The organism is Arthrobacter rhombi (assembly GCF_900163545.1).
GTDB lineage: Bacteria > Actinomycetota > Actinomycetes > Actinomycetales > Micrococcaceae > Arthrobacter_H > Arthrobacter_H rhombi_A.
In genome coordinates, this window is sequence record NZ_FUHW01000002.1 from 1 (window position 1) to 24,138 (window position 24,138).

At 66.6% G+C, this 24,138-nt stretch carries 20 protein-coding genes and 1 tRNA gene; 15 read left to right on the forward strand and 6 right to left on the reverse strand.

Translation table 11 applies throughout. From position 1 onward, the window contains the following. Positions 1-111: 111 nt before the first annotated feature. Positions 112-1,563, forward strand: a complete 1,452-nt coding sequence (locus FM101_RS00230; protein ID WP_245806592.1) for a sensor histidine kinase — start codon at positions 112-114, stop codon at positions 1,561-1,563. A gap of 24 nt (positions 1,564-1,587) precedes the next feature. Here the strand turns inward: FM101_RS00230 and upp are convergent, their stop codons facing one another. After that, positions 1,588-2,226, reverse strand: coding sequence for a uracil phosphoribosyltransferase (gene upp / locus FM101_RS00235; protein WP_086993742.1), 639 nt, complete (start codon positions 2,224-2,226; stop codon positions 1,588-1,590). A 47-nt stretch (positions 2,227-2,273) separates the two neighbouring features. Here upp and tadA point away from each other — a divergent pair, with 47 nt between their 5' ends. The 3 genes from tadA (at position 2,274) to FM101_RS00250 (ending at position 4,082) form a co-directional block, all read left to right on the forward strand. Continuing rightward, positions 2,274-2,756 carry a tRNA adenosine(34) deaminase TadA gene (gene tadA / locus FM101_RS00240; RefSeq protein WP_256382366.1) on the forward strand — a complete coding sequence of 161 codons (483 nt, stop codon included), beginning with the start codon at positions 2,274-2,276 and terminating at the stop codon, positions 2,754-2,756. Between the two features lie 100 nt (positions 2,757-2,856). Beyond that, positions 2,857-3,471, forward strand: coding sequence for a ClpP family protease (locus FM101_RS00245; protein WP_086993745.1), 615 nt, complete (start codon positions 2,857-2,859; stop codon positions 3,469-3,471). After that, the gene (locus FM101_RS00250) at positions 3,468-4,082 is read left to right on the forward strand and encodes a ClpP family protease (protein ID WP_086993748.1); all 615 of its coding nucleotides are present in this window, start codon (positions 3,468-3,470) and stop codon (positions 4,080-4,082) included. The genes FM101_RS00245 and FM101_RS00250 overlap by 4 nt, the downstream gene beginning before the upstream one ends. A gap of 13 nt (positions 4,083-4,095) precedes the next feature. On the opposite strand, the gene FM101_RS00255 is transcribed toward FM101_RS00250, so the two are convergent. Further along, positions 4,096-4,518 (reverse strand): helix-turn-helix domain-containing protein, encoded by a 423-nt coding sequence (locus tag FM101_RS00255; RefSeq protein WP_086993751.1) that lies wholly within the window; start codon positions 4,516-4,518, stop codon positions 4,096-4,098. 108 nt (positions 4,519-4,626) lie between these two features. On the opposite strand from FM101_RS00255, the gene FM101_RS00260 reads away from it, so the two are divergent. Then, positions 4,627-4,714: transfer RNA gene (locus tag FM101_RS00260), tRNA-Ser, on the forward strand. 97 nt (positions 4,715-4,811) lie between these two features. Next, positions 4,812-5,555: a Crp/Fnr family transcriptional regulator gene (locus FM101_RS00265; protein WP_086993754.1), complete on the forward strand. Its 744-nt coding sequence runs from the start codon at positions 4,812-4,814 to the stop codon at positions 5,553-5,555. Positions 5,556-5,565: 10 nt separating this feature from the next. Here the strand turns inward: FM101_RS00265 and FM101_RS00270 are convergent, their stop codons facing one another. Then, entirely contained in the window at positions 5,566-6,027 is a 462-nt protein-coding gene (locus FM101_RS00270; protein ID WP_342744329.1) for a LuxR family transcriptional regulator, read from the reverse strand. A 273-nt stretch (positions 6,028-6,300) separates the two neighbouring features. On the opposite strand from FM101_RS00270, the gene FM101_RS00275 reads away from it, so the two are divergent. The 4 genes from FM101_RS00275 to FM101_RS00290 are packed head-to-tail and all read left to right on the forward strand — an operon-like array spanning position 6,301 to position 12,504. After that, the gene (locus FM101_RS00275) at positions 6,301-9,093 is read left to right on the forward strand and encodes an aconitate hydratase (protein WP_086993757.1); all 2,793 of its coding nucleotides are present in this window, start codon (positions 6,301-6,303) and stop codon (positions 9,091-9,093) included. Further along, positions 9,090-9,812: a succinate dehydrogenase cytochrome b subunit gene (locus FM101_RS00280; RefSeq protein ID WP_086993760.1), complete on the forward strand. Its 723-nt coding sequence runs from the start codon at positions 9,090-9,092 to the stop codon at positions 9,810-9,812. Before FM101_RS00275 ends, FM101_RS00280 begins: the two co-directional genes overlap by 4 nt. Next, on the forward strand, positions 9,809-11,755 hold the full coding sequence (locus FM101_RS00285; RefSeq protein WP_241895501.1) for a fumarate reductase/succinate dehydrogenase flavoprotein subunit: 1,947 nt from the start codon (positions 9,809-9,811) through the stop codon (positions 11,753-11,755). The genes FM101_RS00280 and FM101_RS00285 overlap by 4 nt, the downstream gene beginning before the upstream one ends. Next, positions 11,752-12,504 (forward strand): succinate dehydrogenase/fumarate reductase iron-sulfur subunit, encoded by a 753-nt coding sequence (locus FM101_RS00290; protein ID WP_086993766.1) that lies wholly within the window; start codon positions 11,752-11,754, stop codon positions 12,502-12,504. Before FM101_RS00285 ends, FM101_RS00290 begins: the two co-directional genes overlap by 4 nt. A 17-nt stretch (positions 12,505-12,521) precedes the next feature. On the opposite strand, the gene FM101_RS00295 is transcribed toward FM101_RS00290, so the two are convergent. Then, complete coding sequence (locus tag FM101_RS00295) at positions 12,522-13,292, reverse strand: phosphatase PAP2 family protein (protein WP_086993769.1); 771 nt, start codon at positions 13,290-13,292, stop codon at positions 12,522-12,524. Positions 13,293-13,310: 18 nt separating this feature from the next. Here FM101_RS00295 and rlmH point away from each other — a divergent pair, with 18 nt between their 5' ends. The 5 genes from rlmH (at position 13,311) to FM101_RS00320 (ending at position 22,588) form a co-directional block, all read left to right on the forward strand. Beyond that, positions 13,311-13,769, forward strand: coding sequence for a 23S rRNA (pseudouridine(1915)-N(3))-methyltransferase RlmH (gene rlmH / locus FM101_RS00300; protein WP_179204188.1), 459 nt, complete (start codon positions 13,311-13,313; stop codon positions 13,767-13,769). Positions 13,770-13,835: 66 nt separating this feature from the next. Further along, complete coding sequence (locus tag FM101_RS00305; RefSeq protein WP_086993773.1) at positions 13,836-18,719, forward strand: Lhr family ATP-dependent helicase; 4,884 nt, start codon at positions 13,836-13,838, stop codon at positions 18,717-18,719. Positions 18,720-18,803: 84 nt separating this feature from the next. Then, a complete protein-coding gene (locus FM101_RS00310) occupies positions 18,804-19,748 on the forward strand; it encodes a DNA-formamidopyrimidine glycosylase family protein (protein ID WP_086993776.1) in 945 nt (314 codons plus the stop codon). 41 nt (positions 19,749-19,789) lie between these two features. After that, positions 19,790-20,827: a pseudouridine synthase gene (locus FM101_RS00315; RefSeq protein WP_086993886.1), complete on the forward strand. Its 1,038-nt coding sequence runs from the start codon at positions 19,790-19,792 to the stop codon at positions 20,825-20,827. A gap of 195 nt (positions 20,828-21,022) precedes the next feature. Continuing rightward, positions 21,023-22,588: a hypothetical protein gene (locus FM101_RS00320; protein ID WP_086993779.1), complete on the forward strand. Its 1,566-nt coding sequence runs from the start codon at positions 21,023-21,025 to the stop codon at positions 22,586-22,588. On the opposite strand, the gene FM101_RS00325 is transcribed toward FM101_RS00320, so the two are convergent. Continuing rightward, on the reverse strand, positions 22,585-22,890 hold the full coding sequence (locus FM101_RS00325) for a hypothetical protein (RefSeq protein WP_086993782.1): 306 nt from the start codon (positions 22,888-22,890) through the stop codon (positions 22,585-22,587). The two genes, FM101_RS00320 and FM101_RS00325, sit on opposite strands and share 4 nt — an antisense overlap. Positions 22,891-22,933: 43 nt before the next feature. After that, complete coding sequence (locus FM101_RS00330) at positions 22,934-24,133, reverse strand: acyl-CoA dehydrogenase family protein (protein WP_086993785.1); 1,200 nt, start codon at positions 24,131-24,133, stop codon at positions 22,934-22,936. Between the last annotated feature and the right edge of the window lie 5 nt (positions 24,134-24,138).

Here is a 24,138-nt window from a genome sequence, read left to right on the forward strand (position 1 = left end):
TGTTACGGCGACCACCGAGATCTACACCTCTCTATTCGTCGGCAGCGTCTGATGTGTATATGAGACTGCGGCTGGACCCTGCGCTCGCGCATTTCCGCATCCCTGATCGGCTTGCTGGCCCTGATCTGCCTCGTGATCGGCGTCTTCACCCATACGGTGATGAGCAACAGCCTCTACAGCCAATTGGACGAACAACTTCACCAGGCCTCCAACCGTGCGGCGAGCTTCGATGGCAGCCCGAGCAGCCAGGACCAGAAGATGCCCGACCCGCTGAACACCCCCGGACAAGGCTCAGGCACCCTCAACGCCCGGATCGTCGGAAACACGATCCTCATCGGCGGCGTCCTCGACCCCGAAATGGGCCAGCGTCAGCAACTGAACGAGCACGACGCCCAGCAGCTGTCAGCCATCACCCCCGACGCCGCACCGGTGACCGAGGACCTCTCGGTGGGCAAGTACCGACTCATGGCCGTCACCGCCGCCCCTTCCGCAGCCGACACCGCTGGCAGCAGCGCCATCCTCATCACGGGCCTTCCGGTGGAGACCACCCGCGACACGCTCTTCGCCCTGGATATGACCATCCTGCTGGTCGCCTCCTCCGGACTCGTGGCCATCGGACTGATCGGATCGGTCATCGTGCGCCGATCGTTGCTCCAGTTCGAACGCGTCTCGAAAGTCGCCGGTGCGGTCGCCGAGCTGCCCCTGGACGCCGGAGAAGTCCGGCTCGCCCAACGGGTCGCCACCCCCGATGCCGACCCCGGCACCGAAGCGGGGAACATGGGCCATGCCCTGAACGCGCTGCTGGACAATGTGGAATCGGCACTCGAGGTCCGCCGTCAGTCCGAAGCCAGGATGCGACGCTTCGTCGCTGACGCCTCCCATGAGCTGCGCACCCCACTGGCGTCCATCCGCGGATACTCCGAACTCGTGGCAGCCACCGAACACCTCAGCGACGATGGACGCACCTCGCTGAACCGCGTGGTCGAGCAAAGCCACCGGATGGGCTCACTGGTCGAGAATCTGCTCCTCCTGGCCCGGCTCGACGAAGGACAGAAGCCCGTCGCGGCGGAGGTGGACCTGACCCGGTTGGCGGCAGAGACCTCCCGGGACTTCCAGGTCGCGGCACCGAGCCACCAATGGCGGTTATCCCTACCGGATACACCGGTGCTCGTGCGGGGGGATGCCGGGCAACTGACCCGGGTGCTGAACAACCTGCTCTCCAACGCCCGTAAGCACACCGTCGAGGGCACCACGATCGAGACAGGGGTCTTCCGCTCATCCGATGGACACCTTGCGGTACTGACCGTCACCGATGATGGCCACGGCATTGACGAAGAGTTCCTCCCCCACGTGTTTTCCCGCTTCACCCGAGGCGATGGCGCCCGATCCGGCGCCGAGGGAACCGTGGGTCTGGGCCTATCGATCGTGCGCGGCATCGTCGAATCCCATGGCGGCGCCATCGAGGTGTCCAGCGAACCGGGACACACCGTGTTCGAGGTCCGGTTGCCAGTGGCCGTGGAGGTCCCTCCCCGGCCGGAACAACCACCGACGGTCGGGCCCTAGGCCGGGGGCGGTGGCGATCGTCGGTTAGTGGGCCAACCCGTAGAGCCGGTCCCCGGCGTCGCCGAGGCCCGGGACGATGTAGGCGTTCTCGTCCAACTTCTCGTCCAGTGCCCCCAGGACCAGGTGGACTCGTGAATCGTCCCCATAAATTTCTTCGAGCCGGTCCAGGCCTTCGGGTGCGGCAATCAGGCAGATGCAGGTGACGTCCGAAGCACCGCGCTCAAACAGGAACTTGATGGACTCCACCAGCGTCCCACCGGTGGCAAGCATGGGGTCCAGCACGAAGACCTGCCGGCCCGTGAGGTCATCGGGCAGGCGTTCCGCATAGGTGACGATATCCAGCGTCGTGTCATTGCGGGCCATGCCCAGGAACCCGACCTCCGCGGTGGGCACCAGCCGGGTCATCCCCTCCAGCATGCCCAACCCCGCACGCAGGATCGGCACCACCAGGGGGGTGGGTTTGGCGAAGGCGGTCCCAGTGGTCGTGGCGACCGGTGTTTGGACTTCGATCTGCGTCGTCCTGACCTCACGGGTCGCCTCATAGGCCAGCAGGGTCACCAGCTCATCGGTGAGTTGCCGGAAGACGGGGGACGGGGTGTTCTTATCCCGGAGAACCGAGACCTTATGGGCCACCAGCGGGTGGTCGACTACCTGTACGCGCATGCAATAAAACTACCAGCACGACCCGCCTGCTCCGCTAGGGTTGGAGGGTGATCCGGGATGATGCGCACCACGCACGGTGGATGGAGTTGGCGCTGGAGCAGGCTCGGGCGGCGCTAACCACCACAGACGTGCCCATCGGCGCCGTCATCATCGGACCCGACGGCTCCGTCGTGGCCACCGGCCACAATGAACGCGAAGCCACCGGGGACCCCACGGCGCACGCCGAGGTTCTGGCCCTCCGTGCCGCCGCTGCGGCACTAAAGGATACGGGGCACGACGACGGATGGCGGCTGGCGCAGTGCACGTTGGTGGTGACGCTGGAGCCCTGCGCCATGTGTGCCGGGGCGATCGTGCTCGCCAGGATCCCGCGCGTTGTCTTCGGCGCCTGGGATGAGAAGGCCGGCGCCTCGGGATCCGTCTTCGAGGTGCTCCGCGAACCCCGGTTGAACCACTGGGTCGAGGTCTTCCCCGGGGTGCGCGAGGACGAATGCGCCGCGCTCTTGACCGGCTTCTTCCGCTCCATGCGCTAGATCCACCACGTCGGCGTGAGCCGTTCCGCCGTCGGCCGCGCCCTGCTGCCCTGGGCAGCACGACGACGACATGGGCTCATGCCTCGAGCACGCTGGAGGCATGAGCGAACAACCAGAACCCCGCAGCCTCTTCGACCGCCACATGCGAGAACACCTGCTGATACACCGGATCCTCGTCCTGGACGGCCAGCTCGACGATGACAACGGCATGATGCTCGCCTCCCAACTCATGTCCCTGGCCGAAGACAACGCCGCAGACATCGGCCTGTGGATCCATTCCCCGGGCGGTTCGGTCCCCTCGATGCTCGCCCTACGGGACATCATGCGGATCATTCCCTGCGACGTGTCCACGCTGGCCCTGGGGCTGGCCTGCTCCGCCGGCCAGTTCCTGCTCTCGGCCGGGACGCCGGGCAAGCGACGGGCGCTGCCGCAGGCACGGATCCTCATGCATCAGGGATCGGCAGGAATCGGTGGCTCCTCCGCCGAAGTCGAGGTCCAGGCCAATGACTTGCGCCATACCCGCGACACCGTCCTGGGCCTGATCGCCCAGGACACCGGCCAACCGGTCCAGCGGATCTTCGAGGACTCGCTCCACGACCGCTGGTACACCGCGGCCGAGGCACTCGACTACGGCTTCATCGACGAGGTCGTCGATGACTACGCGACGATCGCCCTGACCGGGACCCGCCGTGCGGGGCTGGGGTTGGAACGATGAGCGGCTATACGATCCCCAACGTCATTGCCCGCAACGCGAACGGCGAGCGCATCATGGATGTGTACTCCCACCTGCTCTCCGAGCGGATCGTCTACTTGGGCACCGCGATCGACCCCGGGGTGGCGAACGCACTGATCGCCCAGCTGTTGCACCTGGATTCGGACTCCCCCGGTACCCCGATCGACCTGTACATCAATTCCGAAGGCGGGGACCTGCCCTCGATGTTGGCCGTCTACGACACCATGCAGTACCTGAAGTCACCGGTCTCCACCATCTGCGTGGGCCAGGCGATCGGTGCCAGCGCGGTGCTACTCACCGGCGGTGCCGCCGGACGGCGCATGATGCTCCCCCACTCCCGGGTGGTGCTGCACCAGCCCGCCGGTCAGGGCCGGGGCACCATTCCGGATCTGATCCTGCAGGCCGATGAGTTGTTGCGGACGCGTGGTGCCGCCGAGCAGGTGCTCTCCCGCCATACCGGCAAAGACGTCACGGTGCTGCGCGCCGACACGGACCGGGAGCGGGTCTTCACCGCCGGGGATGCGCTGGCCTACGGGATCATCGACGAGGTGCTGGACCGGGAGGCGGCAGTGTCCCTTCCCGCGGACCGCTGACGAGCTGGCGTGCTCAGGCGGCCAGCGCCAGGATCGGCGGGGACCCCAGATCCGCCGTCGAGCCAGCCGAGGAACCGATCGTGGACGCCCCGGCGGAGTATCCGCGCCGACCGATGGAGGTCCGGATCCGGACCGGTGCCGCATCGTGGAGTTCGGCGGCCACCTGCCAGGTGAGGTCGAGCAGGGTCGTGCCGAGGGCACCGGCCACAGCGGCGATCATCTCGCTGGACGGTTCCTTGATCCCGCGTTCGATTTCGGAGAGGTATTGCGGGGAGATCCCGGCCAACCGGGCGACGTCGAAAAGCCGGTCGCCGCGGACGGTGCGCAACAGGCGCAGTCGACGCCCCAGAACCACGCGCCAGAGTGGTTCCGGTGCCCGCCGATCCTCGTGGGCCGGGCGTCCGGGCCCGAAGGTTGCGTCTCGTTGCAGGTCCATGCTTCACCGTAGGCCCACCTTCCCCCGGGCCGTCACCCCTTTCCGCTACAGGCAGAGCGGCAACCGTTTTGGGTCGACCCGGCGTCGTCCGGTACAGTAGTCCAGTCTGGTGACGTGTCCGAGCGGCCGAAGGTGCAACACTCGAAATGTTGTTTGGTGAGAGCCAACGTGGGTTCAAATCCCACCGTCACCGCCAGTGAGAAGGCGCTTGCTTCGTTGAACACCACGCGGCAAGCGCCTTTTTCGTGTCCACCCCATGGCCCGATTCCTGAAGTCGATCTAGGCTGGGCCCTATGTTCAGGGAGCAGGCACCGCCGTCGTTCCTGCTGGCGGCGGCCACGGAACACCGGCGACAAGCCAGTCTGCGGACGCTCCGCCGCACTCCCCTGGTGGACAGCTTCACCGACGACGACCTGCTGGCTCTTGAAGCCCCTACTCAAGTGCTCGAACGGTGGCCCGGAGAGCTGGTCCACGGTCATGGAGAGCACGCGAAACACCTCTTCATCCTGGCCGCCGGCGCCGTGAAGATCAGCAGGACCTCACGACGCGGTCAGGAGGTCGTCTTCGATATCCTCGGCCCACCCGCGGTCTTCGGAGCCCTCCCTGGCTCCGCGGACGCCGGTTACCCCGATACCGCGACGGCACTGACCCACAGCCGACTTCTGGAAATCCCGGCACCGGCCTTCCGTGGCATGCTCGAAAGCCGTGCGGATTTGGCGCTCGGGGTGCTGGACGAACTGGTCAGCCGACACGAAAGGGCACAACAACGCATCCGTCGGCTCTCCAGCGAAGAGGCCGGGGTGAGGATCGCCGCCCGGCTCCTCGAACTTGCCGATACCTTCGGAGAACCGCGGGATGGGAGCATCATCTTGAGCATCCCGCTCACCCGCGCCGATCTCGCGGCGTTGACCGGGGTGACCCCGGAGACGGCCAGCCGGGTCATGAGCCGTTTACGGGCCGAAAACATCGTGGATTCCGGACGCTGTTGGACGGCCATTCTCGACCGGGGCCTCCTAGCTGCCGCCGCCGGTCACTGAAGAACCCGCTCTACTCGTGGGCCAGTACCTCGGCGCCGACAGGGTCGGCATGTCGATCGGTGCGTGGCTGCGCGGCGGGACCCCTGACCGCGGCGCCACGGCCTCGGTCCTGCCAGGCATGCTCTGTGGCCATGGGTCCTCGATCGGTTTTCGCCACCGTGAGCACCAGAACCGAATCCTCCAGGGCCTTCACGGCGTAGAAGCCCTGGGGGACGACCAACAGGTCCACCCCGCTGCCTTCCCAGCTTTCGCCGCGCGTCGACAGGCACACCCGCCCGCTCATCACGAGGACGGTCGCTTCGCCAGGATTCACGTGTTCGTTCAGTTCCTGTCCGGCCTTCAACGCGATGACGGTTTGGCGCAGGACGTGCTCATGCCCGCCGTAGACAGTACTGGCGCTGCGTCCGCTTCCGACACTGCTGGCCGTTTCCAAGTGACGGCGCCCCAGCGCCGTCAGGGAAAACTTTTTCATCGTCAGCCTCCCGGCAACACCACAGGGCACTGCGTGCCGCAATCCTGCGGCTCGAAGCCGCGGGCTGCCCTTTCATACCTGCGGCGCACTGTCACCCCATCCTACGGCCAAAACCAGAAGATGTGGCCTCGATCACGTTTTTGCTGGATTCGCCTGCCGGGCTCCCCCGAGTTGGACGACTAATGTCATGGTCTCTTTCGACTTCTCGGCGTACGTTGGGGACCACCGGCCTGGTGGAGTTCACTTCGATACGAAAAGCCAGGTGCCCCCAAAATGCAGAACAGTTTCGACACCCGCTCTGAACTGCAGGTCGACGATGCGTCGTACGAGATCTACCGGCTGGATCGAATCAAGGGCTCCGATCGTCTGCCCTACAGCCTCAAGGTCCTGCTGGAGAACCTGCTGCGCAACGAAGACGGACACCTGGTCACGGCCGAACAGATCACGGCGATGGCCAACTGGGACGCCAACTCCACCACGAACTCGGAGATCCAATACACCCCGGCCCGGGTCCTCATGCAGGACTTCACCGGTGTCCCCTGCGTCGTGGACCTGGTCGCCATGCGTGATGCCATGACCGATCTGGGTGGGGACCCGAAGAAGATCAACCCGCTGATCCCCGCCGAACTGGTCATCGACCACTCCGTGATCGCCGATGTCTTTGCCCGGTCGGACGCCTTCGGGGTCAACGCCGAACTGGAATTCGGCCGCAACCAGGAGCGCTACCAGCTGCTGCGGTGGGGCCAACAGTCCTTCGACGACTTCCTGGTGGTTCCCCCGGACACCGGCATCTGCCACCAGGTCAACCTTGAATACCTGGCCCGGGTCGTCTTCACCCGGGAAGGACCCCGCGGACCCCAGGCGTATCCGGACACCCTGGTCGGCACGGATTCACATACCCCCATGGTCAACGGCCTCGGCGTACTGGGATGGGGCGTGGGCGGGATCGAAGCCGAAGCTTCCATGCTGGGCCAGCCGATGAGCATGTTGATCCCGCAAGTCCTCGGGCTCAAACTGTCCGGCGAACTGCCCGAGGGCACCACCGCCACCGACCTGGTCCTCACCGTCGCCGAACTGCTGCGCAAGGTCAGGGTGGTGGGCAAATTCGTCGACTTCTTCGGCCCAGGAGTCGGCAACGTCCCGTTGGCCACGCGGGCAACCTTGGGCAATATGAGCCCCGAATACGGTTCGACGGCTTCCATCTTCCCCATCGATGATGAAACGTTGAACTATCTGCGCCTGACCGGACGTGAAGAGCATCAGATCCGACTGGTCGAGGCCTACGCCCGAGAACAAGGGCTGTGGCACGATCCCGACCATGTGCCCGAATACAGTCAGATCGTGGAACTGGACCTCTCCACGGTTTCCCCGTCGATTGCCGGCCCGAAACGCCCCCAAGACCGCATCCCGCTGGCGTTCGCTCCCCGGGTCATCCACCGGCTGCTGGCCGGGCAAACCCATGCGGATGCCATCGCCGGGGGACTCGATTCCGCCGGGGAGGATTCCTTCCCGGCCAGCGATCCGGTGGCCATCAGCACCCGCATTCAACGCGATGACCCGCCACGGACCTACGACGACGACGGAAATGTCCTCGACGCGTGGCCCTCGGACCCCGCCGAGCTGATACTCGGCGGGCAGAAGACCAGCATCGACAACGGCGCCGTCGTCATCGCCGCCATCACCTCCTGCACGAACACGTCCAACCCCTCGGTGATGATCGGGGCGGCGCTGCTGGCCAAGAAGGCAGTGGAGCGCGGTTTGACCAGCCAGCCGTGGGTGAAGACGACGTTGGCGCCCGGTTCACGGGTCGTCACCGACTACTACGACCGTTCGGGGCTGACACCGTATCTGGAGAAGCTCGGTTTCAACCTGGTCGGCTATGGCTGCACCACGTGCATCGGCAACTCGGGGCCGTTGATCCCCGAAGTCAGTGCCGCCGCGACGGAGAAGAACCTCACGGTCGCCTCGGTCCTGTCGGGCAACCGCAACTTCGAGGGGCGGATCCACTCGGAGGTCCAGATGAACTTCCTGGCCTCCCCGCCACTGGTCATCGCCTACGCACTGGCCGGGACCATGCGCACCGACATGCTCAAGGATCCCCTCGGCCAAGACACCGACGGCCAGCCGGTCTACCTCCGCGATATCTGGCCCACCACCGCCGAAATCAAGGAGGTGGTCGACGCGAACCTCGAGGCGAAGATGTTCACCGAAGGCTATGCCGACGTCTACCACGGGGACGAGAACTGGCGCGGGATGACCATCCCCGAGGGGGACCAGTTCGCCTGGCAATCCGATTCCAGCTACATCCAGCGCCCGCCCTACTTCGATGACATGCCGGTGGAACCGGCGCCGTTATCCGATATTCAGGGAGCCCGCGTCCTGGCCTACCTCGGGGATTCGGTGACCACCGACCATATTTCCCCGGCCGGCGCCATCAAGGCCGATTCCCCCGCAGGTCAATATCTGCAGGATCTGGGGATCGAACCGAAGGACTTCAACTCCTACGGTTCACGGCGCGGGAACCACCACGTGATGATCCGCGGAACCTTCGCCAATGTCAGGCTGCGCAACCTCCTCGTCCCCGGGGTCGAGGGCGGCGTCACCCGGCATCTGCCCGACGGCGAGCGCATGAGCATCTTCGACGCCTCCACCCGCTACATCGCCGATGAGGTCCCGCTCGTCGTGTTGGCGGGTTCGGACTATGGTTCGGGGTCCTCCCGCGACTGGGCGGCCAAGGGCACCACACTCTTGGGGGTCAAGGCGGTGTTGGCCGTCTCCTATGAGCGGATCCACCGGTCGAACCTGATCGGCATGGGAGTGCTGCCGTTGCAGTTCCTGGACGGGGAAACGGCTGATACCCATGGACTGACCGGGGAGGAAACGTATTCCGTCATCGGCATCGAAGGCGCTTCCCCGCTCCCGAAGGAAGTCACCGTCCGGGTCGATGATGGTCAGGGCACCCGGGACATCACCGCGAAGGTCAGGATCGACACTCCTGCCGAGGAAGGATATTTCGTCCACGGGGGCATCCTGCCCTACGTCCTGCGTCAGTTGTTGACGACATGAGTACCACCGGGGTGAAGCGCGGGCGCGGCTCGGTGCTGCGCTCCTCCACCATCCTGCATGCGGTCATGGCCGTGGGCGGGCTGATCATGGTGGGGTTCCTGATCGCCCATATGTACGGGAACCTGAAGGTCTTCGCCGGACAGGAGGCCTTCGACGGCTATTCGGCGTACCTGCGCACGATCCTCGAACCGCTGCTGCCCTATGCCGGCGCCTTGTGGATCCTGCGCGTGATCCTGCTGATCAGCGTGGGCGCACATATTTGGGCGGCGTTCGTGCTCTGGCACCGTTCCCGGGCGGCCACCGCGGGCGGGGGCGGGTGGCGGTACCAGACCACGCAGAACCGCCGCGGCGTACAACGAAGTTATGCCTCCTTCACCATGCGGTGGGGCGGGGTGACGATCGCCCTGTTCGTCGTCTACCACCTGCTGCATCTGACCGGGAACGTCATCCACCCGGGCGGGGCCTCGGACAGCCCCTACGACCGCATGATCAACGGCTTCTCGATCTGGTGGGTGGTGCTCTCCTATGTCGTCGCACTCATCGCCTTGGGCTTCCACCTGCGCCACGGCATCTGGGCCGCCTTCGCTTCCCTGGGCGCGAACACCAGCGTGGCAGTACGACGCCGGCTCAATGGCTTGGCCTCTGTGGTCACCTTCGTGATCATCGCCGGTTTCCTCGTACCGCCACTGAGCATCTTGATCGGATGGGTAGGACCATGATGAACGAATACTTTGCCGAAGGTGATCCGCTGCAGGACACCCAGGACCCCGGCGGACCGCTGAAGGACCGGTGGGATCGGCGCCGCTTCGAGGCCAAGCTGATCAGTCCGGCCAACCGCCGCAAGGTCTCCATCATCGTCATCGGCACGGGGCTGGCTGGTGGCTCCGCTGCGGCAACCCTGGGCGAGGCCGGCTACAACGTGAAGGTCTTCTGCTATCAGGACAGCGCCCGCCGCGCCCACAGCATCGCCGCCCAGGGCGGGATCAACGCGGCGAAGGACTACCGTAACGACGGCGACAGCATCCAACGGCTGTTCTACGACACCGTCAAGGGCGGGGACTACCGCTCACGGGAATCCAACGTCTACCGCCTCTCCCAGGTCAGCGCGGCGATCATCGACCAGGCGGTGGCCCAGGGGGTCCCCTTCGCCCGGGAATACGGCGGCCTGCTGGACACCCGCTCCTTCGGCGGCGTCCAGGTTTCCCGGACGTTCTACGCCCGCGGGCAGACCGGCCAGCAGCTGCTGTTGGGCGCCTACCAGGCCCTGGAGCGCCAGGTCGGGGCCGGGACCGTGGAGTTGAATACCCGCCACGAGATGCTCGACCTCATCGTCATCGACGGCAAGGCGCGCGGCGTGGTGGTCCGGGATATGGTCACCGGCGAATTCGAAACACATGTGGCCGACGCCGTCGTGTTGGCCAGCGGCGGCTACGGCAACGTCTACTACCTTTCCACCAATGCGATGGGCTGCAATGTGTCCGCCACGTGGCGGGCCCACCGTAAGGGAGCCTATTTCGCGAACCCCTGCTATACCCAGATCCACCCCACCTGCATCCCCGTCAGCGGGGACCACCAATCCAAACTCACCCTGATGAGCGAGTCGCTGCGTAATGACGGAAGGATCTGGGTTCCGTCCCAGGCCGGGGATGACCGGGCCCCGGCGGACATTCCCGAGGACGAACGCGACTACTATCTGGAGCGGGTCTATCCGGCCTTCGGCAACCTGGTGCCCCGGGATGTGGCCTCGCGGGCGGCGAAGAAGCAATGCGACGAAGGCCGTGGCGTGGGCCCGGGAGGCCTGGGGGTATATCTGGACCTCACCCATGCCATCAAGCGGCTGGGCCGGCATGTCATCGAGGAGAAATACGGCAACCTCTTCGACATGTACGCGAAGATCACCGATGAGGACCCCTACCAGGCGCCGATGCGCATCTATCCGGCCATCCACTACACGATGGGTGGGCTGTGGGTGGATTACGATCTGCAAAGCTCCATCCCCGGGCTCTTCGTCATCGGCGAGGCAAACTTCTCAGACCACGGAGCCAACCGGCTCGGCGCCAGCGCCCTGATGCAGGGACTGGCCGACGGCTACTTCGTGTTGCCCGGAACCATCAACGACTATCTGGCCCGCAACCCGTTGCCCGAGGACGTCGATGCCGACCACCCCGCCGTCGTCGAGGCAGCCGAGGGGGTCCGGGAGCGCACGGCCCGACTGCTGGCCATCGACGGGAGCCGCTCGGTGGATTCCTTCCATAAGGAACTCGGGTCCATCGTCTGGGAGTACTGCGGCATGGAACGCAATGCCGAAGGACTGACCCACGCGATCAAAGAGATCCGCCGGCTGCGCGAAGCCTTCTGGACAGAGGTGAAGGTCACCGGGGTCAATGAGGAACTGAACCAGTCCCTCGAGCGGGCCGGCCGGGTCGCCGACTTCTTCGGACTCGCGGAGCTGATGTGCATCGACGCCTTGCACCGCGAAGAGTCCTGCGGGGCGCATTTCCGTTCCGAAAGCCAAACCGAAGGCGGTGAGGCCCTGCGCCAGGACGAGGACTTCAGCTACGTGGCCGCCTGGGAATTCGGTGGCGACGGGTCCTCCCCGGTGCTGCACCGCGAAAACCTGGAATTCGAGAACATCAAGGTCCAGCAAAGGAGCTACAAATGAACATCACCTTGCGGATCTGGCGCCAACACCATCAGGACGAGCCAGGTGCCATGGAGGCCTACGAGGTCGCCGACATCTCCCCCGACATGTCCTTCCTGGAGGTGCTCGATCTACTCAACGAGGACCTCACGCTCAACGGCGGGGAACCGGTGGCCTTCGACCACGACTGCCGTGAGGGCATCTGCGGGATGTGCTCGCTGGTGATCAACGGGCTGGCCCACGGCCCCGAGGCGTTGACCACCACCTGCCAGCTCTACATGCGCCACTTCGAGGACGGCCAGGTCATCGACGTCGAACCCTGGCGTTCGGCGGCGTTCCCGGTGATCCGGGATCTGGTGGTGGACCGCAGCGCGCTGGACCGGATCATCGAGGCCGGCGGCTATATCAGCGCCCCTACCGGGGCCGCAGCCGACGCCAATGCCGTCACCGTGCCGAAGAAGGACGCCGACCGGGCTTTCGACGCGGCGGCCTGCATCGGGTGCGGGGCCTGCGTGGCCGCCTGCCCCAACGGGTCTGCCTCGTTGTTCCTCGGGGCGAAGATCACCCACCTCGGTTCGCTGCCCCAGGGCCAGCCCGAACGCGACGAGCGGGCCCTGGCCATGGTAGAACAGCACGACGCCGAAGGTTTCGGCGGGTGCACCCAGATCGGCGAATGCACCGCGGTCTGCCCGGCGGGGATCCCGCTGGATATGATCTCCCAGCTGAACCACGACGTGCTGTCCGGGGTGAAGCACCAGTCAGGGAAATGAGCTGTCCCCGGGAAGGGCTATAACCGCTTCGGGTCCTGTTCGCGCCTGACCCGGCGGACGGTGTTGAAGACGTGATGGGAGAGCACGACCAGTGCCGCCCACCCCAGTCCGAGCGCCCAGGCCACGGCGACGTCGGTGAACCAGTGGTGCCCCAGATAGATGCGGCTGCAGCCGATCAGGAACACGTAGGCCGCGCAGCCGGCGATCATCCATGCCCTGGCCGCCCGGGCCTCCAGCTGCAGGAACCATAAATAGGCGATGACCGCGATGATCGCCGTGGCGTTGAGCGTATGGCCCGAGGGGAACGACGGCGAGGTTTCGTAGGGCGGAACGGCATCGGCCATCGGTGGCCGGGCCCTCCCGATGAGGTCCTTACCCGCAATGGTCATCGCCACGGAGCCGGCCCCCGCCGCACCGATGAGCAGCAGCGGCCGCCAGGACCGACGGATCCTGGTGAGCACCGCGATCGCCGCCAAGGCGATGATCGACATCCCGATGACGGAGCCGGTGTTGGTGAACCAGGTGACTGCCGTGTCGGCCACCGGGCTGCGCCAGGTCATCACGAGAGCCAGCAACGGCCGGTCCACTGCCGCCAGATCATCCTTCTCCGCCAGCGATTCGTAGATCTCCGCGGCGGCCGCGGTCATCAGGGTGACGAAGGCGGCGCCGATGGCCAGCGTGATCCACAAGGCACCATAGGCTCCGAGCCGCGATGGCAGGCGTCGCGCCGCGGCATCGGCGACCGGGTGGTCCCGTTGAGGGCGTCGGGGTGTAGAGGGGGTGGGCATGACTGACAGACTAGTGCCATGACGCTGCGCATACTGGCCATCGGGAAGAAGCACGAGTCGTGGGTGGCCGAGGGCATCGAGCGCTATTCGAAGCGGATGAAGAAACCCTTCGACGTGTCCTGGGCCCTGCTGCCGCATTCGTCCCGGGAAGGCGACGCCGCCCGCACCGAGGAATCCGCCCGCATCCTGGCCAAGGTCCACTCCCGGGACCATATGGTCCTGCTCGATGAACGCGGGAAGAACATCGATTCACCGGCCCTGGCCCGTACCCTGCAACAGCCGTTGGATACCGCCCGCCCGGTGGTGCTGGTCATCGGCGGGGCCTACGGCGTCGACACCTCGGTGCACCAGCGGGCCGATTTCACCTGGAGCCTGTCCAAACTGGTCTTCCCCCACCAGCTGGTCCGGCTCGTGGTGGCCGAACAGCTCTACCGTGCCCAGGAAATCGTCGGCGGCCGGCCGTACCACCACCGATAATGGTGGCCGAGGTGCCTCGACCGCCCCCGCGCCAACTCGTCGGTGCTTCGGCGTAGGCTTTCAGCGATGGCAGAAAAGCCCGCAGCAGCCGCAGTGCTCCAGAAGTTCACGCCCGCGACCCGCGAGTGGTTCACGGGTGCCTTTGCCGCGCCGACGGCCGCCCAGCTCGGCGCTTGGGATGCGGTCTCCGCCGGCAGCAACGCCCTGGTCGTCGCCCCCACCGGTTCGGGCAAAACCCTCTCCGCCTTCCTCTGGGCCCTGGACGGGTTCATCCGCAGCAGCACCGAACAACCCGCCCTCCCAGTAGTCGAAGCTCACGACGCAGTCGCTGCACCAGGGAAGAAGGCGAAGGCCCCGAAACGCAAGACCCGGGTCCTGTACATCTCCCCGTTGAAGGCGCTCGGCGTCGACGTCGAACGCAACCTGCGCGCACCGCTGATCGGGATCACCCAGATGGCCCAACGACTCGGCCTGCCGGCCCCCGAGGTCAGTGTTGGCGTGCGTTCGGGAGACACCCCGGCCAATGACCGCCGCAAACTGCTGACGACCCCGCCGGATATCCTCATCACCACCCCCGAGTCACTGTTTCTGATGCTGACCTCCAAGGCCCGCCAGACACTCACCGGCATCGACACGGTCATCATCGACGAGGTTCACGCCGTCGCCGGCACCAAACGCGGTGCCCATCTGGCGGTATCGCTCGAACGGCTCGATGCCCTGCTGAAAAGCCCGGCGCAACGCATCGGGCTCTCCGCCACCGTGGAACCCCGGGCCGAGGTCGCCCGGTTCCTGGGCGGTTCCCGGCCGGTGGACATCGTGGCTCCGCCCTCGGAGAAGACCTGGGACCTGACGGTCACCGTCCCGGTGGAAGACATGACGAACCTGCCCGCCGCGGCCGAGACCAGCGAGCTCGATGAGCTGGCCGGCTTCCAACCGCAGGCGAGCATCTGGCCGCATGTGGAGGAGAAGATCGTGGACCTCATCGAGGCCAACCGCTCCACGATCGTCTTCGCGAACTCCCGACGCCTGGCCGAACGGCTGACGGCGAACCTGAACGAGATCCACGCGGCCCGGCAGGAACTGACCGGCTCCGATCCGTGGGCCGAACCGGCCACCGAACCGTCCATCGCCCCCGCACCGCAGCATCCGCCCGCGCAGGTCATGGCGCAGGCAGGTGCCAGCTCAGGCGCCGAGGCCGTGCTGGCCAGGGCCCACCACGGTTCGGTTTCCAAGGATCAACGCGCCGGCATCGAGGATGATCTGAAGTCCGGGCACTTGCGCTGCGTCGTGGCCACCTCCTCGCTGGAGCTGGGCATCGACATGGGACTGGTGGATCTGGTCATCCAGGTCGAATCCCCGCATTCGGTGGCCTCCGGGCTGCAACGCGTGGGCCGGGCCGGACACCAGGTCGGGGAGGTGTCCACCGGGGCCTTCTTCCCCAAGCAGCGCTCGGATCTGGTCAACACGGCCATCACCGTCGAACGCATGCGCTCCGGGGCCATCGAGGCGCTGTCCATTCCGGCGAACCCGCTGGATATCCTGGCCCAGCAGACCGTCGCCGCCGCAGCGTTGGGTGAGGTCGATGCGGAGGAATGGTTCGACGTCGTCCGCCGGTCGGCGCCCTTTGCCGCACTGCCCCGTTCGGCCTTCGACGCGACCCTTGACCTCTTGGCCGGCAAATACCCCTCCGATGAGTTCGCCGAACTACGTCCACGCATCATCTGGGACCGCGATGCCGGCACCCTGTCCGGTCGGCCCGGGGCCCAACGTCTGGCCGTGACCTCCGGGGGCACCATCCCGGACCGGGGCATGTTCGGGGTCTTTTTGATCGGCACCGAGGACCAGAGTGGCGGCGGGCGCCGGGTGGGCGAACTCGACGAGGAGATGGTCTACGAATCCCGGGTCGGCGACGTCTTTGCCTTGGGGGCGACGAGCTGGAAGATCGAGGACATCACCCACGATAAGGTCCTGGTCTCCCCCGCCTTCGGCCAGCCCGGCAAACTCCCCTTCTGGAAGGGCGACTCGCTGGGTCGTCCCGCCGAGCTGGGCCGGGCGTTGGGCAGGTTCCGCCGCGAAATTGGCGGAGCCAGCGACGACGATGCCGGGGCCCGGCTGGCAGCGATCGGCCTGGACGGCTGGGCCGCGGCCAACCTCACCGGTTACCTGGCCGAACAGCAGGAAGCCACCAGCATCATCCCCAGCGACACCACCTTGGTGGTTGAACGCTTCCAGGACGAGCTCGGCGACTGGCGGGTGGTCCTGCACTCCCCGTTTGGCATGCCGGTGCACGCCCCGTGGGCGCTGGCCGTGGGGGCCCGGCTGCACGAACGCTTCGGGATGGACGGGTCGGCGATGGCCGCCGACGACGGGATCGTCCTGCGGGTGCCGATGATGGACGACGAGCCGCCCGGGGCCGAGCTCTTCCTCTTCGATCCCGAGGAGCTGGATGCCATCGTGACGAACGAGGTGGGTGGCTCGGCCCTGTTCGCTTCGCGTTTCCGCGAATGTGCGGCCCGGGCCTTGCTGCTGCCTCGGCAGAACCCCGCCAAACGCAGCCCGCTGTGGCAGCAACGCCAACGCTCGGCCCAGCTGCTGGATGTGGCGCGCAAATACCCGTCCTTCCCGATCATCCTCGAGACGGTCAGGGAATGCCTGCAAGACGTCTACGACCTTCCCTCGCTGCGCTCGATCGCCGCCGAGCTGCAGGGCAGGGGGCTGCGGATCGTGGAGACGACCACCCGCCAGCCCTCACCCTTCGCCCAGACCCTGCTCTTCGGCTATGTCGCCCAATTCCTCTACGAGGGCGACTCCCCGCTGGCCGAACGCCGGGCGGCAGCCCTGTCGATCGACCCGTCCCTGTTGGGCGACCTGCTGGGCCGCACCGAGCTACGCGATCTGCTGGACCCCGACGTCATCGCCAGCACCGAGGCCGAACTCCAACGGGTGGCCCCCCACCGTCGGCTCAAGGGTCTGGAGGGGGCCGCCGATCTGTTGCGCCTGCTCGGCCCGTTGGGGATCGAGGAGCTGGCCGCCCGGCTGCGGCCTGCCGCCGAACCGGAGGAGCCCGAGACGGTGGACCCCAGCGTCGAGCCGGAGAAGAACGTTCCCGGTGTCGAACCGGTGCCTGCGCCAGCCACCGTCGACGAGGCGGCCGGCTACGCCGAGGCCCTGCTGCGCAGCAACCGGGCCCTGCGCATCAACCTGGCCGGGGAACCGGTGCTGGCGGCGATCGAGGATGCCGCCCGGTTACGCGACGGGTTGGGGATCCCCCTGCCGATGGGCATCCCGTTGGCCTTCATCGAACCGGTGGCCGACCCGTTGGGCGACCTCGTCGGACGCTACGGGCGCACCCACGGTCCCTTTACCGTGTCCGAGGCAGCCACCGCACTGGGGTTGGGCACCGCCGTCGTCCTGTCGGTCCTCAAGCGTCTGGGTACCGAATCACGGGTGGTCGAAGGCGAGTTCCGGCCCGCCACCGGCGATTCGGCAGCCGGGGCGCCGGCGGCCAGCGAATGGTGCGACGCCGAGGTGCTGCGCCGGATCCGCAGGCGCTCGCTGGCCGCATTGCGGGCCGAGGTCGAACCCGTGGACGATGCCACGTTCGGCAGGTTCCTTCCCGACTGGCAGTTCGTGGGCGAGAACCTGCGCGGTATCGACGGCGTGGCCACGGTGATCGACCAGCTGGCCGGGGTACCGGTTCCGGCGAGCGCCTGGGAGGCCTTCGTCTTCCCTGCCCGGGTTTCGGACTACCAGCCGGGAATGCTCGACGAGTTGATGGCCACTGGGGAGGTGCTGTGGTCCGGTGCCGGGACGCTGGCGGGAAACGACGGCTGGATCAGCCTGCACCCCGCGGCGGAGGCAGCACTGACGCTGAACCCCGACCCCGATTTCGAGCCCTCCGAGCTGCAGCTGCGGATCCTTGAGGTACTGGGCAGCGGGGGCGGCTTCTTCTTCCGCCAGGTCACCGAGGGTCTGGCCGTCACCGGTCAGGACGAATCCGTGCTGACCGCGCTCTGGGAACTGGTGTGGTCCGGCAGGATCGGCAACGACACCTTCGCCCCGGTGCGCGGGCTGCTCGGCGGTGGACGGACCGCCCATAAACCCCGCGGGGCCTCCCCCCGGGCCAGGTCGCCCCGGCTGGGGCGGATGCGCTCGCCCCGGGGTCCGGGAATGCATGCCTCCGGCCTGCGACCCGGCGCTGTCGCCTCCTCAGCGCCCGTCGCCCCGGCCCAGCCTCAAGCCGCAGGACGCTGGTCCCTGCTCCCTGCACCGGAGGCCGACCCGACGATCCGGGCTCATGCCGGCGCCGAATTCCTGCTCGACAGGTACGGGGTGCTCACCCGCGGTTCGGTGATGGCGGAGAACGTGCCCGGTGGTTTCGGCAGGCTCTACCGGGTCCTGGCCCGGCTGGAGGAATCGGGCAGGACCCGCAGGGGGTATTTCATCGAACGCCTCGGGGCGGCCCAGTTCTCCGTCCCCGCGACCGTGGACCGGCTGCGCGGACACACCCGGGATACCGATCTCGATGCTGCAGCCTCCCACGCCGGGGGCTCCGGGCGGGTCCCGGCAGCCATCGCCCTGGCGGCCACCGACCCGGCCAACCCCTACGGCGCGGCACTGCCTTGGCCGGTCCTGGGCTCCGCCGACGATGCCCCCTCCCCCACGGGGCAACGCCCGGGACGCAAGGCCGGCGCCGTCGTCGTTCTCCTCGATGGCCGGTTGGGCCTGTATTTGGAGCGTGGCGGCCGAACGGCCCTGGCCTTCACCGACGACCAGACCGAGCTCGACGCCGCGGCTCGGGCGCTCGTGGCGGCCCTGCGGACCGCACGGGTGGAGCGGATCGCGCTGGATAAGGTCAATGGCGCCCCCGTCCCCGATACGGCGCTGGCTAGGGCTTTATTGGCTGCGGGATTCCACTCCTCACCCAACGGGCTGCGCTTCCGCCCGTGAGTCCTTTGACGACGACCGGTATAGTGTGAGCCACTCCACACAGTGGGCCAGCGATGAAGCTAGCAACGAAGGAAGTGACCAGCAGTGCCAGAGGGTGACAGCGTCTACCGGGCAGCCCGTCGGCTCGATGCGGCACTGAGCAACAGGGTCCTGCAGTCCAGCGATTTCCGGGTTCCGTCCTATGCCACCTTGAACTTGGCCTCCCAGACGGTCTCCTCGGTCATCTCCCGGGGCAAGCATCTCCTCATCCGGGTCGCCGACCTGAGCATCCATTCGCACCTGATGATGGACGGTCATTGGGATGTCTACGCCACGGGAGAGCGCTGGCGCGCCCCGGCCTTCAAGGCGCGCTGCGTGCTGCGCAACCCCGACTTCCAGGCGGTCGGCTTCGATTTGGGTTTCCTGCGGGTGATCCGCACCGTCGATGAACCAGACGCCGTCGGCCATCTGGGACCCGACCCGCTGGGCGCTTCCTGGGATGCCGAGGAGGTACATCGCCGCCTGGCCATGATGCCCGACCGGCCCATCGCCCTGACCTTGCTGGACCAGCGGGTCATCGCCGGGCTGGGGAACATCTACCGCTCGGAACTGCTCTTCCTGCTGGGCCTGCACCCCCGCACCCCCACCAGTCTGGTGCCCGACCCCGCCTATCTGGTCGATCTGGCCCACCAACTCCTGCATGCCAATAAGGACCGCTCCCGTCGGGTCACCACGACCCCTCCGATGCGCGACCAGTACTGGGTCTACGGGCGAGCTGGGAAGCCCTGCCTACGTTGCGGGGACACCATCGAATATCGCAAGCTCGGCCAGCCCCGTCCGTCAGCCGGGCTGCCCCGTACCGAGGAACGGATATCTGCGGGACGTCGGATCCCGGAGACCGGCGGACCTCTGCCCGAGGGCGGCACCGGCCAGGTCAAGGTCGATGCCCAGCAACAGGCTACCGGCACTGAACGGTGTGAACGCGGCATCGACCTGAACGAACGTGACCTCTACTTCTGCCCCGGCTGCCAGACGGATCCCTTCGCCTGAATCGGGCCTGCCCGCTGACGTGGGAAACTTATTCCATGGCCATGCAATCCCCCCTTCCCGTCCGCAACGGCGTCAACGCCACCCGGTTGCGCATCCCGAGGGAGGGACCCTGGGCGACGGTCATGGACTACATGCTCGAACGCTTCGGTCATGTCGACCCCGAAGGGATCGTCCGCCGTTTCCGTGAGGGGGAAGTCGTGGGCTTGGGCGCCGAACCCTTGACCACGAAAACGCCGCTGGGCGTGCATGATTTCCTCTGGTACTACCGCAACCTCCCCGACGAACCGATCCTGCCGGTGACCGAAACGATCCTGTTCCAGGACGAGAACCTGCTGGTCGTGGATAAACCACATTTTTTGCCCAGCACCCCCGGCGGCCGGTTCATCCAGGAGTCGGCGCTGGTGCGTCTGCGCAATCGGCTGGACCTCCCTGACCTGGTGCCGATGCACCGGCTCGACCGGGCCACCGCCGGCATCATCCTCTTTTCCACGAATCCGGCCACCCGCGGCGCCTACCAGGTCCTCTTCGAACATCGCAGAATCCAGAAGGAGTACCGTTGCGTCGCCACTCTGCCCGCCACATGGGATGAGGCCGCGGCCGCAACGGAACCGTTCCTGGACTCCGCCCCGGGCCGGCACGGCCAGGCAGTCCGGCAGATCACCGGTAGCCACCGGGCCACCGCCACCGATTTCCCGGCCGAGTACCGCAACCGGATGGTCAAGGAAAAGGGCCATCTGCTGGCTTTGACCCAGCCCGGGGAACCGAACGCCGAAACCCGGGTCGATGTGTTGCGCACCGGCGTGAGCACCGGTGTCCACGCGGGCACCGCCGTCGGGCTCTTCCGGCTGCGCCCGCATTCGGGCAAGACCCACCAGCTGCGCGTGCATATGGCGGCCCTCGGTCTGGGAATCATCAACGACGCGTTCTATCCCGACCTGCTGGAGAAGGCGCCGGATGATTTCACCCGCCCGTTGCAGCTGTTGGCGCATTCCATCTCCTTCACCGACCCGCTGGCCCACACCCCGGTCACGTTCACCTCGGAACGGAATCTGGGCGAATTTCCGGGCCCCGTCCACTAGCTGCTGGACCATGTCGGAGCTGTTACGTCCATTCGTCGGAGCTAAAGAGGCAGGTCGGGGTCACAATCCGGCCACAGCTGGGGCCGAATCCGCGCTAACGTCCCCAAACAGCACCCTCACATTGGGTAGGCTATGAGCGGTGGTATGGGGAGGAATCATTGCCATGAAAATAGCGGGTAAAGGGGATTCCACGTCATGACAGAAACACGCCAGGAGACTTCGGCTGCCTCCGAGGCGCTGGAGCGTCTGCGTGCCCATCAGCCCCCCGCGCCCCCTCGCCCGGAGACCTCCGCACCGGCGGACCCCCCGTCAGCAGCGCACGACGACGCTTCCTCCACGGTGTACTCCACCACGCTGCCGCCGAAGCCCACACGCCACCCAGAAGGTTTCTTGGACGCCGCCGACGCTCCCTCACGGCATATGGCCACCGACGGGGCCCGCGGGCGGCTACCCGACGAGAACGCCAAGACCCGGTTGAACACGTGGCTCGACGGAATCGACTCCCCCGATTGGCAGGAACTGGCCCGCAAGACGAAAACCGGTACCGCGCGGACCATCGCTTCCCAGCGTGAAGCCTCCCGCCGTCGCGCCGAGGCCCGGGCGAAGGCCCGCGAGGAAAAGTCCCGTCAGCGGGCCGAACGCGAAGCGGCCGAAGCAGCTGAAGCCGAAGCCTCCGCCGAACGTCAACGGGCTGCCGATGAAGCGGCCCGCCTGGCCGCCGAGGCCGAAGCAGCCCAACGGGCCGCCGAGGAAGCTGCCGCCCGGGCCACCGCCTCCAGCAACGATCTCGAGTCCCTGGTGGAAAATGCCCGCGAAGCGATCGTCGACGCCGCGGAAGTCCCCCGCACCGCGGAACAGCTGCGCAATACGAGCCCCTTCTGGGTGGACGACGAGGGCCCGATCTACGTCCCGCCCTATAACTTGCCTTCCAGCGACCCCGATCCACCCGAGCATCGTTCGGACCTGATGCGCCGCATCATCGTTTCAGTGGTGGCCGCGGCTTCCCTCTTCTTGGGTTTCATGGGGTTGGGTTGGTTCGGGGGCAGCACCGCGCATTCGGCGGCCCATTCGGCTTATGGCCCCGAAAATGCCCTCTTGGCGCCCAATAGCAACTCGTTCATGATCTGGGGCATCCTGTTCATCTGGATCGCTCTCTATGCGATCTTCCAATGGCATCCGAGCCAACGTTCCTCCTACCGGCAACGCGAGATCGGCTATCTCACCGCCGGCGCCGGGCTCCTGGGGGCCTTATGGCTGCTCTGCGCCCGTTCCTCACTGGTGTTCCTGTCGGTGGTCGTGGCGTTGGCGCTGACCACCGTCCTGGTCTATGCGGTCCGTCGGATGAACCAGCGCACCGCCCGTTCGAATATGGAGCGGGTTTTCGTTGACGGTCCGGCGGCTCTCTTCCTGGGCTGGATGCTGGTCCTGTTGCCGGCGACGCTATCCATCGCGTTGACCCGCGCCGGGTTCACCCTGCTCCTTCCGGCCTCGTTGTGGGCCGTCCTGGCGATCGTCGGCTGCACGTGGGCCGCCGCCAGTTTCTCCATGTCCGAACGGGGCCGCATCGTGGTGGCGTTGGGCTTCGCCTGGGGACTGTTCTGGGTCATGCTGGACCGGCTCATCACCCTGCAGTCCTCGGCACCGGTGGCGATCGTTTGTGGGCTGTGCGCGTTCATCGTGCTCCTGGCCACGGAGAACCGCAGGTACCAGATCGGCCACGCCGAACGCCGCGCAGCCCGCGGGCAGCGCACCGAGTTCTAGAGCGCCGTCCACCGGCCGCGCACCCGGCGCAGCACGACCAGTCGCTGGGTGGCAGCCACCTCTTCAACGGCGGCACGCATCAGCGCAGCAGCCGCACGGGCGGCGCGCAGATCGGCGTCGTACTCTTCTTCCTCAACGGTGAAGCGCAGGGTGATCCGTGGGATGCCGGCGACGATATCGAGTTGGTTTGCTTCCACATGGTGGCGCTCGGCCAGGGAAGCGACGGCCGCGTCCATCACCGCTTCGGGGCGGTTCCCGGGACGCAGGGACAGGATGTTCAACTGGGCACGAAACGAGGGCACCGCCCCAGCGTAATGCTCGACGGTGCCCGCTTCGAACCGGGCCTCAGGCGATGGCCGAAATTCCGGTGGCCGCCCGGCCGACGATCAGCTGGTTGATGTCATAGGTGCCCTCGTAGGTGTAGATGGCTTCGGCATCGGCGAAGATCTTGGCCATCCGCTGGTCGGCGACGATCCCGTTCCCACCCATCGCGGCCCGGCCCAAGGCCACGGTCTCGCGCATCCTCTCGGTGGCGAACGCCTTGGCCAGGGCCGCTTGCTCCATTTTCTCGGTTCCCCGCGATTGTGCGTGGGCGATCTGGGTCATCAACGCCATCGACGCCGTGGCATTTCCCAACATGGTGGCCAGCTTCTGCTGGATGAGCTGGAAGGAAGCCAACGGCCGACCGAACTGTTCACGTTCGAGCACATAGGCCCGCAAAACTTCGAAGGCTGCCAGTTGTTGTCCGACGGCGAGCCACCCGACCATGATGCGGCTGGAGCGCAACAACTGGTTGATATCGGCGAAGGAATCAATCCCGGGGAAACGGTCCTCCTCCGGGACCCGCACGCCCTGAAGCAGGATGTCGGCGTTCTGGACGGTTCGCAGCGAGATCTTCTGCTCAATTTTTGAGGTTTTCACCCCGGGCAGGGAGGTGTCCAGGACGAACCCGCGCACCTCACCGGTGTCCTCGTCGAGGGCCCAAAGCAGCAGGTGCTCGCAGAACGTGCCGTTGCCGATCCACCGTTTGGCTCCGTTGATCACCCAGGTATCGCCTTCCCGTCTGGCCCGGGTGGCCATCCCCTTGGCGACATCGGAACCGTGATCGGGCTCGGTCAGGGCAAAGGCCCCGGTGGTGCGCAGGGCAGCCGCGTCGGCCAAATAGCGTTCGCGCTGACCCGCGGTGCCGAAGTCGTGCAGGGACTCCACGAAAAGGTCATGGTGGATCATGAAGAACGTGGCCAGCGAGGCGTCGGCCCGGGCGAGTTCGGCGATGAGCAGGCCGTGGAACAGCGTCGAATAGCCGTGCCGGGTCGGCGTGCTCACCCCCAACGCCCCGAGCTTCGGCAGCAGGTCGAAGGGGAATTCCTCCGCCGTCCACCAGTGCCCGGCATAGGGGGTGACGTGTTCGGCGACGAAGGCACGCACCTCGGCCAGCTTGGCTCGTTCCCGGTCATCGAGTTGTGACTCGATGTCCAGGAAGTCGGCCCCCGGGAGTTCGCGGGGTCGGCGGGCAGGGTTGCCGCCCTCGTTCTTCACGGTCATGTCAG

Bases quoted from the DNA above. Each gene is read 5' to 3' on its own strand.
- upp (WP_086993742.1), bottom strand. From the start codon at position 2,226: ATGCGCGTACAGGTAGTCGACCACCCGCTGGTGGCCCATAAGGTCTCG.
- FM101_RS00245 (WP_086993745.1), top strand. From the start codon at position 2,857: ATGAGCGAACAACCAGAACCCCGCAGCCTCTTCGACCGCCACATGCGA.
- FM101_RS00250 (WP_086993748.1), top strand. From the start codon at position 3,468: ATGAGCGGCTATACGATCCCCAACGTCATTGCCCGCAACGCGAACGGC.
- FM101_RS00255 (WP_086993751.1), bottom strand. From the start codon at position 4,518: ATGGACCTGCAACGAGACGCAACCTTCGGGCCCGGACGCCCGGCCCAC.
- FM101_RS00265 (WP_086993754.1), top strand. From the start codon at position 4,812: ATGTTCAGGGAGCAGGCACCGCCGTCGTTCCTGCTGGCGGCGGCCACG.
- FM101_RS00270 (WP_342744329.1), bottom strand. From the start codon at position 6,027: ATGAAAAAGTTTTCCCTGACGGCGCTGGGGCGCCGTCACTTGGAAACG.
- FM101_RS00275 (WP_086993757.1), top strand. From the start codon at position 6,301: ATGCAGAACAGTTTCGACACCCGCTCTGAACTGCAGGTCGACGATGCG.
- FM101_RS00280 (WP_086993760.1), top strand. From the start codon at position 9,090: ATGAGTACCACCGGGGTGAAGCGCGGGCGCGGCTCGGTGCTGCGCTCC.
- FM101_RS00285 (WP_241895501.1), top strand. From the start codon at position 9,809: ATGATGAACGAATACTTTGCCGAAGGTGATCCGCTGCAGGACACCCAG.
- FM101_RS00290 (WP_086993766.1), top strand. From the start codon at position 11,752: ATGAACATCACCTTGCGGATCTGGCGCCAACACCATCAGGACGAGCCA.
- FM101_RS00295 (WP_086993769.1), bottom strand. From the start codon at position 13,292: ATGCCCACCCCCTCTACACCCCGACGCCCTCAACGGGACCACCCGGTC.
- rlmH (WP_179204188.1), top strand. From the start codon at position 13,311: ATGACGCTGCGCATACTGGCCATCGGGAAGAAGCACGAGTCGTGGGTG.
- FM101_RS00305 (WP_086993773.1), top strand. From the start codon at position 13,836: ATGGCAGAAAAGCCCGCAGCAGCCGCAGTGCTCCAGAAGTTCACGCCC.
- FM101_RS00315 (WP_086993886.1), top strand. From the start codon at position 19,790: ATGCAATCCCCCCTTCCCGTCCGCAACGGCGTCAACGCCACCCGGTTG.
- FM101_RS00320 (WP_086993779.1), top strand. From the start codon at position 21,023: ATGACAGAAACACGCCAGGAGACTTCGGCTGCCTCCGAGGCGCTGGAG.
- FM101_RS00330 (WP_086993785.1), bottom strand. From the start codon at position 24,133: ATGACCGTGAAGAACGAGGGCGGCAACCCTGCCCGCCGACCCCGCGAA.